Annotated in this window: 11 protein-coding genes and 3 tRNA genes; 5 read left to right on the top strand and 9 right to left on the bottom strand. The window is 67.0% G+C overall.

Annotated elements, in window-relative coordinates:
- Window positions 1-227 precede the first annotated feature (227 nt).
- The 3 genes from AC6CH3_RS06455 to AC6CH3_RS06445 form a co-directional block, all read right to left on the bottom strand.
- Window positions 228-303: transfer RNA gene (locus AC6CH3_RS06455), tRNA-Phe, on the bottom strand.
- Window positions 304-351: 48 nt separating this feature from the next.
- Window positions 352-425 (bottom strand) — tRNA-Asp (locus AC6CH3_RS06450).
- A 94-nt stretch (window positions 426-519) separates the two neighbouring features.
- A tRNA-Glu gene (locus tag AC6CH3_RS06445) sits at window positions 520-592 on the bottom strand.
- Between the two features lie 238 nt (window positions 593-830).
- Here AC6CH3_RS06445 and AC6CH3_RS06440 point away from each other — a divergent pair.
- Genes AC6CH3_RS06440 through AC6CH3_RS06430 form a run of 3 tightly spaced genes read left to right on the top strand, consistent with a single transcriptional unit; the run spans window position 831 to window position 3,240 of the window.
- Entirely contained in the window at window positions 831-1,856 is a 1,026-nt protein-coding gene (locus AC6CH3_RS06440) for a DMT family transporter (protein ID WP_498131637.1), read from the top strand.
- A gap of 9 nt (window positions 1,857-1,865) precedes the next feature.
- Window positions 1,866-2,294 (top strand): metallopeptidase family protein, encoded by a 429-nt coding sequence (locus AC6CH3_RS06435; protein WP_498131636.1) that lies wholly within the window; start codon window positions 1,866-1,868, stop codon window positions 2,292-2,294.
- A 25-nt stretch (window positions 2,295-2,319) separates the two neighbouring features.
- Window positions 2,320-3,240 (top strand): cation diffusion facilitator family transporter, encoded by a 921-nt coding sequence (locus AC6CH3_RS06430; protein ID WP_498131635.1) that lies wholly within the window; start codon window positions 2,320-2,322, stop codon window positions 3,238-3,240.
- A gap of 151 nt (window positions 3,241-3,391) precedes the next feature.
- Here the strand turns inward: AC6CH3_RS06430 and AC6CH3_RS06425 are convergent, their stop codons facing one another.
- Genes AC6CH3_RS06425 through AC6CH3_RS06415 form a run of 3 tightly spaced genes read right to left on the bottom strand, consistent with a single transcriptional unit; the run spans window position 3,392 to window position 6,403 of the window.
- Window positions 3,392-4,237: an ABC transporter permease gene (locus AC6CH3_RS06425; protein ID WP_498131634.1), complete on the bottom strand. Its 846-nt coding sequence runs from the start codon at window positions 4,235-4,237 to the stop codon at window positions 3,392-3,394.
- A gap of 25 nt (window positions 4,238-4,262) precedes the next feature.
- Window positions 4,263-5,255 (bottom strand): ABC transporter ATP-binding protein, encoded by a 993-nt coding sequence (locus AC6CH3_RS06420; protein WP_498131633.1) that lies wholly within the window; start codon window positions 5,253-5,255, stop codon window positions 4,263-4,265.
- Window positions 5,252-6,403, bottom strand: a complete 1,152-nt coding sequence (locus AC6CH3_RS06415; protein WP_498131632.1) for a LolA family protein — start codon at window positions 6,401-6,403, stop codon at window positions 5,252-5,254. Before AC6CH3_RS06415 ends, AC6CH3_RS06420 begins: the two co-directional genes overlap by 4 nt.
- A 158-nt stretch (window positions 6,404-6,561) precedes the next feature.
- Between AC6CH3_RS06415 and AC6CH3_RS06410 the strand changes: the two genes are divergently transcribed.
- The gene (locus AC6CH3_RS06410; protein ID WP_498131631.1) at window positions 6,562-7,227 is read left to right on the top strand and encodes a DedA family protein; all 666 of its coding nucleotides are present in this window, start codon (window positions 6,562-6,564) and stop codon (window positions 7,225-7,227) included.
- A 12-nt stretch (window positions 7,228-7,239) separates the two neighbouring features.
- Here AC6CH3_RS06410 and AC6CH3_RS06405 read toward each other — a convergent pair whose 3' ends face one another.
- On the bottom strand, window positions 7,240-9,936 hold the full coding sequence (locus AC6CH3_RS06405; protein ID WP_498131630.1) for a PEP/pyruvate-binding domain-containing protein: 2,697 nt from the start codon (window positions 9,934-9,936) through the stop codon (window positions 7,240-7,242).
- Window positions 9,937-9,939: 3 nt separating this feature from the next.
- On the bottom strand, window positions 9,940-10,977 hold the full coding sequence (locus tag AC6CH3_RS06400; RefSeq protein WP_498131629.1) for a universal stress protein: 1,038 nt from the start codon (window positions 10,975-10,977) through the stop codon (window positions 9,940-9,942).
- A 443-nt stretch (window positions 10,978-11,420) separates the two neighbouring features.
- Here AC6CH3_RS06400 and AC6CH3_RS06395 point away from each other — a divergent pair, with 443 nt between their 5' ends.
- Window positions 11,421-12,062: an FAD-binding protein gene (locus tag AC6CH3_RS06395; RefSeq protein WP_498131628.1), complete on the top strand. Its 642-nt coding sequence runs from the start codon at window positions 11,421-11,423 to the stop codon at window positions 12,060-12,062.
- An 11-nt stretch (window positions 12,063-12,073) separates the two neighbouring features.
- Here AC6CH3_RS06395 and AC6CH3_RS06390 read toward each other — a convergent pair whose 3' ends face one another.
- Window positions 12,074-12,706: a copper resistance CopC family protein gene (locus AC6CH3_RS06390; RefSeq protein WP_498131627.1), complete on the bottom strand. Its 633-nt coding sequence runs from the start codon at window positions 12,704-12,706 to the stop codon at window positions 12,074-12,076.
- Window positions 12,707-12,745: the final 39 nt, after the last annotated feature.

The following is a 12,745-nucleotide window of genomic DNA, read 5'->3' as shown; positions in this document are numbered from 1 at the left end:
CTGCTGAAACGACATCCGCGTCCACGGACCCACGGGCGCTCGAGATCCACAGGTCCGAGCGGCTCTGGACGGCTGGCCAGTGGGTGACAAAATCTGCCTGCCCCGGGCGGCCGGGGCGTACGGGCGTACGCCGGAGAAACACAGGATCCGGCTGGCAACGGGAAGAATCCGGCAACGAAAAAACCCCGCCGTTCCCTGGTAAATACCGGGAACTGCGGGGTTCTAGCTGGTGGCTCCGACCGGCGTCGATCCGGTGACCTTTCGATTTTCAGTCGAACGCTCTACCAACTGAGCTACAGAGCCTTGGTGACGTGTCACCTTGAGAGCCGGAATTTCTTCTGGCAATCAGAGCGACCCTGACGGGACTTGAACCCGCGACCTCCGCCGTGACAGGGCGGCGCGCTAACCAACTGCGCTACAGGGCCTTGCTTGTTTCTTGCTGTTTGCAGTATCGCTACTGCGTTTTTCAAGGCTTTTAGCCTACCAGACTTTTTGGTCCGGTTTGACCATTTCCTTGCGTACCCCCAACGGGATTCGAACCCGTGCCGCCGCCGTGAAAGGGCGGTGTCCTAGGCCGCTAGACGATGGGGGCCTGAACTCAGTACGGGTTGTTCCGGGCAAAAATAAAGGGCCGAAGCCTTTCGTTTTTGTCCCTTCGAGTTGCTCCGAACTGGACCTCTAAAACTATAGAGCCTCCTCCGGGAATTTCCAAAATCGGCGGTGATGCGGGCCCAACGCCCCGGCAGCGCGGCGGAAACTTGGCAGTTTCTCGCCTAGAAGTGACCGATTTCCGCCAGCCCTGGGAACGGACACAGGGCTAGATTGGCACCATGGCAACCACCGCCCGCACCGGCCCGAGTCAGCCGGCAGATCCCCACAAGGGATCGTCCGGTCCCGCAAACCCTGCAGCCGCCCCAGCGGGCAGAGCCGGCGCCTCCGCCGGCGGTGACGCCGCACCCGTCTCTCCCCCACGACCCAAACAGGCAGCGCCACCGATCAGCAGACTGGGCGTCGCCGCCGTCGTCATCACGGTGGTGCTTTGGGCGTCCGCCTTTGTGGGCATCCGCGCGGTCGGCCCCAGCTTCTCCCCCGGCTCCCTGACACTGGGGCGGCTGGCAATTGCCGCCGTCGCACTTGGCGTGGTGGTCCTGCCAAAACTGCGCATGCTGCCGCGGGGACGCGAATGGTGGCCCATACTCGCGTTCGGGGTGATGTGGTTTGGCGGCTACAACGTTGCGCTCAACGCCGCCGAGCACCTGCTCGACGCCGGGACAGCCGCGCTGCTGATCAACGTCAACCCCATTCTGATTGCTGTCCTGGCGGGCATCGTCCTCAAGGAGGGGTTCCCGCGGTGGCTCATCATCGGCAGCGTCGTGGCTTTTGGCGGCGTGGCGGTGATCGCGCTCGGCTCCGGGCAGCGGTCGACGGCGGACGTGGCCGGCGTGCTGCTCTGCCTGCTGGCGGCCGCACTCGCCGCCGTCAGCGTGATTGTCCAGAAGCCGGTGCTGCGGAAGTTCTCGGCGGGGCAGGCCACATGGTTCGGCATCATGGTGGGGTTCCTGTGCTGCCTGCCGTTCACCGGCCAGCTGGTCAACGAGCTGCAGGCGGCGCCGCTGCCGGCCACCATGGGCCTCGTCTATCTCGGCGTCTTTCCCACGGCCATTGCGTTCACCACCTGGGCATATGCCCTCTCCCTCATCGACGCAGGCAAGCTTGCCGCCACCACCTACCTGGTGCCTGCCACCACGGTGCTGATCTCCTGGGCTGTACTCGGAGAAATCCCCACTGTCTGGGGTCTTGTCGGCGGCGCCGTCTGCCTGGTGGGCGTGGGCCTCACCCGGCGGAGATCCCGCTAAAGTTTGGGTATGCCCGCAAACCTGCCGCCAGGACTTCCCATTGTTCCGGACGGCGCCAGCGATTCCCACGGCTTCGACATGTCCGAAACCGATTTCGAGGCAGCCGTCAGCGACGCCCTGGACATGATCCCGGCAGACATTGCGCGCGCCATGGACAATGTGGCCGTCTTCATTGAGGACGATTACACACCCCAGCCAGGGGAGGACCCGGACACTGTGCTCCTGGGGCTTTATGAGGGTGTCCCCCTGACCGAGCGCGACTCGTGGTGGGACGCGGGCTCCCTGCCGGACCGCATCACCATCTACCGCCAGCCCATCCTGGACATCTGTTCGTCCCGCGAGGACGTGGTGGAGGAAGTCGCCGTAACAGTGGTTCACGAGATCGCCCACCACTTCGGAATCGACGACGACCGGCTCCACGAACTCGGTTGGGATTAACTCGGTTGGCATTAGCCTTATAGGCATGGGACACGATCACAACCATGCCCCGGGCCTCACGGCGACCGGCAAGCACCGCCGGCGCCTGATCGCCGTCCTGGCCATCACAGTGGCCGTTGTTCTCGTTCAGGTGGCAGGTGCCGCGCTGTCGGGATCCCTGGCACTGCTCGCGGATGCCGGGCACATGCTCTCCGACGCGGCGGGCGTCTTCATCGCGCTCTTGGCCGCGTGGATCGCGTCCCGCCCGGCCAGTGACCTGCGGACCTATGGCTACCAGCGCGCCGAGGTCCTGGCCGCCCTCGCCAACGCGCTGATCCTCGTGGCGATCGCCGTGGTGATCTTCACGGAGGCCGTCCGAAGGATCGGTGCCGCGCCGGAAGTGCAGACGGACATCATGCTGTACGCCGCCGTCCTCGGCGCCGCGGCAAACCTTGTCTCGCTGCTGATCCTGCGGGGCGCCCAGAAGGAAAGCCTCAATGTCCGGGGGGCCTACCTCGAGGTGCTGGGTGACCTGCTGGGCTCAATGGCGGTCATCGCCGCGGCCGTGGTGATCATGCTCACGGGATTCCTTGCCGCGGACACCATCGCCTCTGTCGTCATTGCCGTCATGATCCTGCCGCGGGCCTGGCACCTGCTGCGGGACGTTGTGGACGTGCTGCTGGAGGCCGCCCCGAAAGGGGTGGAGGTCCAGATGATCCGTGAACATATCCTCTCAGTGGCGGGCGTGGTGGCGGTCCACGACATCCATATCTGGACCATCACGTCGGGTGTGCCGGTGTTCTCTGCCCACGTGGTGGTGGAGGACGACGTGCTGAGCGCCCGCGGGGCTGATCAGGTCCTGGACAAGCTCACCACCTGCCTCGGCTCGCACTTCGACACCGAGCACTGCACCTTTCAGCTCGAACCTGCCAGCCATTCCGAGCACGAATCGCACCAGCACGCTTGAGCCTTCGGGCTGAAGCTCCTCGCCCAAAAGGTCCGCGCCCGGTGGTGCAGGCCCTGAACCCGTCCGCCGGGATCACGGTGACGGATCTGGGCACGATGGCCGGCATGCAGCTCTACCCGGTGGCGGCGCGCTACTAGCCGGGTGAATACTCCTACGACAGCACGTCCTTGCTGAGAAACCTGCCGTATGCCAAGGCACCGAAAAGAGCGATATAGCCCGCCTGCAACAGGGCGTTATCGGTGAAGGAATCCCATCCGATGGGCTGGCGGAGCAGGTCCGCAAATCCGAACCAGTAATGGCTGAACAGCCACGGATGCAGCCACTCCAGCTGCGGCAGCTGGTCCAGCACCTGCGATGCCACGGACAGGACGATCGTGGCAGCCATGGCTCCCACCGGCACGTCCGTCAGAGTGGACAGGAAGAGTCCGATCGCCGATAGTCCCAGCAGCGAGACCGTCTGGTAGGTGGCGATCAGCAGCATTCTGCTGAATGCTTCGCCCGGCTCCACCACGTCGCCCGAGAGCAGGGTCACCGGACCGATGGGGAAAAGCGCGGCACCGATGCCGGCCCCGGCGAGTGCCACCGCCAGCGGTGCCGCGATGCAGAATGCCACCACCCCCACGTATTTCACCAGGAGCAGACGCACGCGCCCGGCAGGAGCCACGAGCAGGTACCGGAGCGTGCCATGCCCGGCCTCGCCGGCGATGGTGTCCCCCGCCACGACGCCGATCGTCAGCGGCAGGAACAGCGGCACAGCAACGATCATGGCTGTCACGCCGACGAACAGCCCGTTTTGGGTGATGCGGTCCAGGAACGCCGGCCCCCGGCCCGGCGGTACCGACGAGGAAATCCGGACGACGACGGCGATCATCACCGGTATGGCGGCCAGCGCCAGCAGCAGGGCCTGGGTCCTGCGCCGCCGGAACAGCAGCGCCAGCTCTGACCCGAACAACGATGCACTGGACGGCCGGCGTCTGGCCTCCCCCGCGCTGTTCATTGTCTGCTTACTGTCCGAAATCGGATCACTGCGCGACATCGAAGCCCTCCCCCGTCAGGGCCACAAAGCGGTCCTCCAGGCTGCCGCGCTCCACAGTGAAGCCACGGACCCGCACGCCGTCCGCCACGAGTGCCGCCACGATTGATTCCGGAGCTATGGCTCCCGGCACCACGGCGTCAGGCACGGCGTCAGGCACTATGGCGGTAATGACGGCGCCCTGGCCGTCCGGATGCCCGATGACCGGAGTCATGCCAAACCGGGCCAGAACGCCCGAGGCCGCACCGGCGTCGGGCGTGAGAAGCCGCAGCTGCGCGGAGCCGGCCTGGCGGAGTTCGGGCAGCGTGCCTTGGGCCACGAGCCGGCCGGCGCTCATGATCGCCGCGTGTGTGCAGATCTGCTCCACTTCAGCGAGCAGATGGCTGGAAACAAACACAGTGGCACCGTCGGCGGCCAGCGAGCGGACCAGGCTGCGCACCTCCCTGGTGCCCTGCGGATCCAGTCCGTTGGTCGGTTCGTCAAGGACCAGCAATTCCCTCCGGGAGAGCAGGGCGTTGGCGATTCCCAGCCGCTGCTTCATGCCGAGCGAGTAGGCGCGGACCTTCTTGCGGGCGGCGTGTGACAGCCCCACCCGCTCGAGTGCTTCGGTGACCCGGGCACGCCGGGTGCCGGGAACGGCATGCCGGTCCGCGGCGTCTAAACGGTGCAGATTTGCCGCCCCCGAGAGGAACGGATAGAACGCGGGTCCCTCAACCAGGGCGCCAACCCTGGGCAGCACTTCGTCGAGCCGGCGCGGCATGTCCAGGCCGAGCACACTGACGGAACCGCCGGTGGCCGAGGCGAGGCCGAGCATCAAGCGGATGGTGGTGGTTTTGCCGGAACCGTTGGGGCCCAGGAATCCGAAGACGGATCCCTCCGGCACAGCCAAGTCAATCCTGTCGACGGCCACCTGGTGGCCAAAGCGCTTGGTCAGTTCCCGGGTCTCGATGGCGAGTCCCGGGCCCCGGTGAGTGGGCGTCACCTCGCGGCGGCGGCTGCCTGAAGCCGCTCCAAGGGTACGGACCCGGCGACTACCCGGCCATCGTCAGTCAGCAGGACGTTCAGCAGGGATGTCGAGATCGCCCGGCCTCCGGGGACGGTGACCGTGGCCTGCCTCAGCAGCGGGTCGGCCAGCAGGCCGTCAATCGACGGCACTCCGGCGTTCGGTGTACCCGTGTTCGGTGCACTCGCATCAGGCAAAGCGGCACGTGCCGGGAAGCTGACGATGCTCTCCCAGCCCGAGCCCGTCACCGACGGGGAGTTCAGCCGGGCGCCCGGAAGCTGGTGTGTCCCGTGGTGCCTGCCGGGATGCTTTGCTGTGTGCGGCCATCCCGGTACCACCACTTCCTTGATCGTGGCACCCGGCGGCGGCGTGAAGTTGAAGAGTCCGGCGTCCGGCGCCTCGAACTTCAGGTTGGAGAATGCGGCCCGGAACGCTGGCTCGACCTGTCCGCGGGCGCGGATTTCAACGCTGAGCGGCAGGCCCCTTTCGCCGTCCACGGCAATGGCCACGGACTCAACCAGCGTTCCTTCCGACCGCGGGGTCAGCCTCAGGCTGTACGCCGCGCGGCCGGCCACCTCCACGTCGTCGCCGACGGTCACGTCCGTCGAGGAGTCAATCTTGGCGAGCATCCGGGCAGCCAGTTCCTCCGGGGTAAGCACGGATCCCGGCATTCTGGTGGCCGGCGGACTGCTGCCGGCAGCCTTGTCCGGGAGTGTCACATGGGTGGCCGTGTTGTCCTTGGAGTTGTACAGCCACAGCTCGTTGCCCTGCCGCACGGCGTCCCGCTCGGCGAGTCTATCCATGACCTGGATCCGCACCTTGGCAGGTCCGTCGACGTAAACCCGTGCGCTGTGCGGGCCGGTCAGCAGTTCGGCCAGAGAGCCTGTTCCTGCCCCGGAGGTAGGGCCAAACTGCGGAACATCCGGCAGGCCAAGCTCCGAGGTCTGCTCAACCGTCCCCGACAGGGTCTTGGTGGTGTGCTGTGCGATCATGGCAAGCACCTGTGCGGGCGTCTTGTCCGGCAGCGGATCACGGGCGCTGGCGGGTACGGATCCTGCCAATACCCCGGCAGCGATTACAGCAGGTACGGCCGCGGCAGGCATCCACCGCAGCCACTTGGAGGTCATCTCTAACTCCGCTCCGACGTCGCAGCTTTATATATCCTCAGGGTACGCCTCGGCGCCTTTCTCCTGACAGCCCCGGATTGCTCCCCAGCTTTCCTAAGTACATTTACTGCGACAGACTGGACCGGACGCCGTTGATCCAGCTTCAGGAGCCCTGAACAATGCGCACCCCGACCGCCGCCTCCAGTCAGGTAGATGAGATGACCGGAATTGTCGGGTTTGCGGCGCGGGCCATCGAGGCGCTGGGGGAATGGGGCGTCGGGCTGCTTACCCTGACCGAAACAGTGTTCCCGCCGATCCCCAGCGAGGTCGTCCTTCCGCTCGCCGGCTTCCTGACACGCCAGGGCACCATGAACCTGGGCCTGGTCCTGGTCACCAGCACACTTGGCGCCTATCTGGGCGCCCTGGCGCTGTATTTCCTGGGCGTCAAGGTGGGGCTCGAGCGGTCAATACGTTTGCTCTCCAAGCTCCCCCTCGTGGACCGTGAGGACTTCGAAGCGGCAAATGACTGGTTCCGGCGCCACGGCAAATCCGCCATATTCTTTGGCCGGCTGCTTCCGGGTGTGCGAAGCTTCATCTCGCTGCCGGCAGGCGCCCAGCGGATGCATCTGGGCACCTTCAGTCTTTTCACCATCGCGGGAAGCGGCATCTGGAACGGTACCCTGGTCAGTCTGGGATCCATCCTCGGGCGCCAATACTCCATGGTCGAGCAGTACTCGCGGTACCTGAACTTTGCCGTGTATACGGGCCTCGGGCTCTTCGTTGTCTGGCTCATTGTCCGCTATGTCCGGAGGAGGAAGTGGCCGAGCGCCCGCAGTAGCATCTGACTGCGCGGGCTTCTAGCTGCCGGGCACCACGGTGCCGGCGCCGCCGTCGACCGTTATTTCCTGGCCCGTCCGGAGGCGGGACGTCGCGTCCGGGACGCCGACCACGGCGGGTATGCCGTACTCCCTCGCCACCACCGCGCCGTGCGAATTGGGGCCCCCCATTTCCATGACGAGGCCGCCGGCGGTGAGGAACAGCGGGGTCCACCCCGGATCCGTGGACGGGGCCACGAGGATTTCGCCCGGTTCCAGGTGTGCCCCCACCGGGTCCAGGATGACCCGCGCCGGCGCGGTCGCGATTCCCGCGGACGCCGGGCTACCGACCAGCGAGCCGTCCACGGCGGCACCCGCTGCCAGCACAGTTTCAGGTTCGGTGCCGTCGGACAGCAGCATCCGCGGAATGTGGCGCCGGGCCAGCTCCAGATAGTAGGCCCCCTGCCGCCGTGCCACGAGGTCCTGCATGTCTGTGCCGCCCAGGGCCTGCCGCACCTCGGCGAAGTCCAGGAAGAAAACGTCGCCGGCCCGGGCAATCCGTCCTTGGCGTGCCAGTTCGGCCCCCGCGGCTGCCACTTGCTTGCGGACCTCCGCGAGCGCCAGAACTATCTGGTACTTGGGACGTTCGCGCAGGCCGATAAAGAGCCGCGCCCGCCGCAGTGCGGCCCGGACAATGGCGCCGCGGACGTGGCCCCTTGACCGGGCCTCCGCGACGAGGCGGGCAAACTGGGCCTCGGCCTCAGCCTCGGCCCGGCGGAACTGGCGGTCCGGGGCGAGCGCGGAATCCTCGAGCCGGAGATAGTTGGCAAGGACGCCGAGGATATGGGTGGGATCGTCCCTCCAGCGCGGCATGCCGACGTCGATTTCGGCAACTGCCCGGTGCCCGTACCGTTCCAGGAAGGCGTCCAGCCCCTGCTGTGCCGTGGCGGGCAGATTCCCGGCGTTGAAGCGCTGGGCGAGCACGGCGGGAGGCTGGTCCTCAAACGCAAGGCGCGAGTCGCGGTCCGAACGGATTTCAGTAGCCAGCCGCCACAGCTCCAGATCCATCTCAGTGGTGACGTTGTTGGGCAGCCCGCGAAGAATGGGCTGCAGATCCCTGCGGCGATCGCGTCCGCCCAGCAGTTTGCCAGCGACGGCCAGGAGGGCAAAGCCGAGCGCAGGCAGCGGAAGGATGGCCGGCGCGATGGGAAAGACCCGTGCGAGCACGCGCTCCGCGTGATCCAGCCGCCGCAGCGGAGACGCTCCGGACGGAAGCTCCAAGGCGTCGCTGAAGTTCCTGGTGAAACGGTCAACGCGGCGGAGCGCGGCTTCCGGCTGGAGCAGGGCACGCAACAGGGACTCCGGCACGCGTCCGCGCAGGACCACCGGTCCCACCCGCCGGAGCAGTCCCCATGGCGTACGCCGGGTGACTGAAAACCGCGGGTCGGTGAAGACGCTGCGCAGCACGGCTGCCGAGCGCGCCTCCATGACGTCAAACGCCTTCGGGACGATAAAGCGTCCCACGGTGCTCCGGGCCACGCCCGTCAGGTCGATGAAGATGCGCTGGCCCGCTTCGGCGAAAGGCGGAGGGCCTGTCCTGGCATCGGGCACATCGAAGGATGCAGCCCGGGCCACCGAAGACCCGAAGATCCGGAGGGCTGCGATCCCCATTGGCGTAAGAGGCCGCGTCAGTCCCTGGGCAAGACTGAAGCAGAGAAAGATGCGCGTGCCCTCCCTGCCGGCCGCGTCTCCGGCCTCCGGCATTCGCTCCGGCACGGGATAGAGGGTGGTGATGGGGCGTGACTGCGTCAGCCAGGCTTTGCCCGCAGCATCGATGGCCCACTCGGTATCCTGCGGAGCGCCATAGTGGGCTTCTGCCCGGCTTCCCAGCGCGGCCAGTTCGCGGATCTGGGGGTCCGTGAGGCAGGGCTTTCCTCCTGCGGCGGACCGGTCCACGTGTTCGGTGCCGCCCCCTGGCACCGGGCGGATCAGGAGCCGTTTATCTCCCAGCCGCCGCTCAAGGATGGTCCCGGAAGCAATGTCCACCACAAAGTGGTCGGGATTGACGGCGCCGGACACCACGGCTTCGCCCAGGCCGGGGCTGGCGTCGATCACTGACTCGCGGCGGCGGCCCGTCACCGGATTCGCGGTGAACATGACTCCCGCAACGGCAGCTTCCACCATGCGCTGGACGACGACGGCGAGCGCCACCGTGGACGGGTCGATGCCGCGGCTGGCGCGGTAGGCAACAGCACGGTCGGTCCAGAGGGATGCCCAGCAGTTCCGCACGGCGGCCAGCAGGGAGTCCACGCCGACCACGTTCAGATAGGTGTCCTGCTGCCCGGCGAAACTGGCAAACGGCAGGTCCTCGGCCGTGGCCGAGGACCTGACTGCCACCGGCGCGTCCGGCTGCCCGGCGGTGCCCAGTGCGCCGTAGGCCGACCGCAGCGAGGCAGCGATTCCGGGCGGCAGTTCAGCCGCCGTGATCAGGCTACGGACCTTGCCGGCCAGGCCCGAGAGGGCTTCCAGGTCGTCGGCGGGCGTGGCCTTCAGGGAGCGGTGCAGTTCGTCGAGTCCGATCGGAGCCGCCGCCTCACGGTACGCAGCGGTGGTGAGGCAGAAGCCCTCCGGTACAGGCAACCCGGCCGCCAGCAACTCACCAAGGTTCGCGGCCTTGCCGCCCACCTCGGGCAGCATGCCGGCGTTGACAGCGCCCAGGCCGAGGACCAGCGCGCTCATGGGTTATGAGTCGCCAAGCATCGGCCCGAAGCTGGCACGGTCCGCAAGCCTCGGGTCCTCCCTGTCAGGCACCACCATGACCGGGCTCTTGGCATGGTGCAAAACACCGTCCGACGTGGACCCGAGGAGCATGCCGGTGAAACCGCCGCGGCCCCGGGTACCCACGACCACCAGCTCAACGTGGCGGCTCGCGTCCACCAGCACGTCCACCGGAGATCCGTCCAGGAGCCGGGTTTCGATGGCGAGCCCTGGGTAGTGGCTCTGCAGCCAGGCGACACCGGCCTTCAGTTGGACCTGAATGTCGGCGAACAGGGCTTCCCGGTCCATTGGCGCGGGAACCCACGCCAGCGAGCCGCTGTACTGCGGCACCGCGCAGATCACCCGAAGCGGTGCGCCGAGCCGTTCGGCCTGGGCCGCGGCTTCGAGGACCGCCACGCGGGCCTGTTCGGAGCCGTCCACGCCGACGACGACGACGTTTTCCACGGGCTTGCGGCCGGCCTTGGCCTGCTCCGCCCTGATGTGCTTGTCCTGCGTGGTTTCTCCCAGCCGGTCTGCGCAGATCAGGGGTACGGTGACCGTGGCGCACTTGGCGTGTGCCGGCATCGCACTGCTGACAGAGCCCAGAAGCCGCCCCACGAAGCCGCCCCGTCCGCGCGTTCCAACGACCAGGAGCTCAGCGGTTTCAGACAATTCCAGCAGGACGCCGGAGGCGTCCCCATTTTCGACGGCGGCCGAGACGTCGATGTTGTAGGCGGCGACCTTGTCCACGGCATGCTGCAGAATGGCCTCGGCACCCTCACGGATCACGGAGTCGTCGACGGTGGCGTACCCGCCGTCGAGGCCTGACGCCGCGAAAATGGGAACCGAGTAGGCCGTGACTATGTGGAGAGGACGACGGCGGCGCTCGGCTTCGCGGGCCGCCCACACCAGGGCGCACTGCCCATGGTCCGAGCCGTCGACGCCGACCACTATTCCCTCGGGCCTGGCGGACCTGCCGCCGCCATCCCGTGCCGGGTCCGGATGCAACTCGTGTGCGCCCATTGTGGGTCCGCCTCCTCGCGTACTGCCCTGGTGATGCGGCCATTGTGCCAGAAGGAGGCACCTTCGCCGTCACCCGGCAGGTCTTCTTTGCCGAATTGTAAAAGACCTGCTCTTTGTCATAACTATTCTCGGTCGAAGAGCACTTAGCAAGCAGGCCAAAGGGCTCCTGAAGGCAACTCCTGCACCCGCTTTTTCGCGCGCGTCCGGGCCCCGTCAGAGGATGCCCTCCCCAGCCTCGGTCCTGCTCCCCGGGAGCTTCCCATTCAATGTCCGGGATGGGCTACCCAGCGGCCGAAAAAGTCTGTAGTCTTCGAGGCGCTGTTGATCCGATATCTGTGTGCCACAACACGTTCGGACAATGGTTTATGTCTGCTTGCTGGGGCAGCGGACGGTGCAGGGCGCCGATGCCCCTGCACCTCGAAATTTTCGAGGAGGACGCTGTAGTGTCAAGCACGCCTGGTCTCAGCAGGGCAGAACGTACCACCGCCGTGGTCATAGGTGCCGGCCTTCCCGGCCTTGCCGTTGCCACCGAACTCCGCCGCTGCGGCGTGGACTCGATAACCGTGAACGGGCTGCAGTTCCCCGGTTCGTCCCAGGCCTCCCAGCCGGCACCCCCGCAACGCTGCGGTGACCCCGGCGGCTCGTCGAGGGAGGAGCGCAACGAGATCATCCGCCACCTCCGCAATTACGCCGCGAGCCACCAGCTGGACATCCGGAACGACACCTCCGCGGTGCTGCTGGACAAGATGGGTTCTGCGCCGGCCGGCGATTCCCGCCACCGCTGGGCGGTCCATACCCCCGACGGCGTGCTGCTGGCAGACCACATCATCCTCACACGGTGTGCCAACGGCCAACTGCGCCGGATGCTCACCGATCTGGGCATCTCCGTCGGCCAGAACCTGGTGGCCGCCATGCGCGCCGTCGGCATCTACCTCGTGGGGGTGGGCGAACTCATCACCCCTACCCCCAAGGAGGTACTGCGGCAGGCCAAGGTGGTGGGCCGGGCAATTTCGGCCAAGGTTAACCCTGACAGCGTCCCGTCTGTCCTGACGGGAAGCTTCGCGGCCCTCCCCGCCCCGGTCTAAGGCCCTGTGCTCTAAGGACTCTTAGCGCCCGCGCCGCCTGCGGCCGCGTCCCCGGCGTGCGGGTCCTCTTCATCGTTCCCCACAACCAGCTTGCGGCGTGCCAGGACGCCAAGGGTTACGAGCAGGCCAACGGCCACGGCGACGAACACCACAAGGCTCCACGGGAAAGGTTCCGAAGCGTCCGGCGCAGCCTCGGGGGCCGGGGTGACACCCGGCTGCGGTGTGCCGACCGTGGGAACCGCCGCCGCCGCCGTCGAGCCTTCCGCCCCGGCGGTTGCCGTAAAGGTGAACGTCCCCTCGATGGGATGCGAGTCCGAACTGACCACGCGCCACAGCACTGTGTACTTGCCGGCGGGGGCTCCCTCGCGCAGTTTTTGCGAGGCCACGTTGTCAACGATCTCCACCTTGCCGTCCGCCCAGTCCGCGCCGGCGGCATCATTGACTCGCACCTGCGAACCCAACCCCATCGGGTTGTTGTTGAAGGTGATGGATACCTTGGCGGGCGGCGCCGCAACGGTGGCGCCGTCGGCGGGGCTGCTTGACACGGCGGCGTCGTGGGCGGAGGCCGGACCGGCGACACAAAGCAGGGCAGCGAAGCCGACGGCGCCCAGGACGGCGGTCAGCAGTTGGCGGATGGAATGCATGGGCGGATTTCTCCTCGTGTTGGCTTCCTTACAGACTAG

This window comes from Arthrobacter sp. GQ119 (genome assembly GCF_059759125.1).
The sequence above is the reverse complement of the archived record's forward strand: the minus strand, read 5'-3'. Positions and strand labels throughout refer to the sequence as shown.

Bases quoted from the DNA above. Each gene is read 5' to 3' on its own strand.
- AC6CH3_RS06440 (WP_498131637.1), top strand. From the start codon at position 831: ATGGCAACCACCGCCCGCACCGGCCCGAGTCAGCCGGCAGATCCCCAC.
- AC6CH3_RS06435 (WP_498131636.1), top strand. From the start codon at position 1,866: ATGCCCGCAAACCTGCCGCCAGGACTTCCCATTGTTCCGGACGGCGCC.
- AC6CH3_RS06430 (WP_498131635.1), top strand. From the start codon at position 2,320: ATGGGACACGATCACAACCATGCCCCGGGCCTCACGGCGACCGGCAAG.
- AC6CH3_RS06425 (WP_498131634.1), bottom strand. From the start codon at position 4,237: ATGAACAGCGCGGGGGAGGCCAGACGCCGGCCGTCCAGTGCATCGTTG.
- AC6CH3_RS06415 (WP_498131632.1), bottom strand. From the start codon at position 6,403: ATGACCTCCAAGTGGCTGCGGTGGATGCCTGCCGCGGCCGTACCTGCT.
- AC6CH3_RS06410 (WP_498131631.1), top strand. From the start codon at position 6,562: ATGCGCACCCCGACCGCCGCCTCCAGTCAGGTAGATGAGATGACCGGA.
- AC6CH3_RS06405 (WP_498131630.1), bottom strand. From the start codon at position 9,936: ATGAGCGCGCTGGTCCTCGGCCTGGGCGCTGTCAACGCCGGCATGCTG.
- AC6CH3_RS06400 (WP_498131629.1), bottom strand. From the start codon at position 10,977: ATGGGCGCACACGAGTTGCATCCGGACCCGGCACGGGATGGCGGCGGC.
- AC6CH3_RS06390 (WP_498131627.1), bottom strand. From the start codon at position 12,706: ATGCATTCCATCCGCCAACTGCTGACCGCCGTCCTGGGCGCCGTCGGC.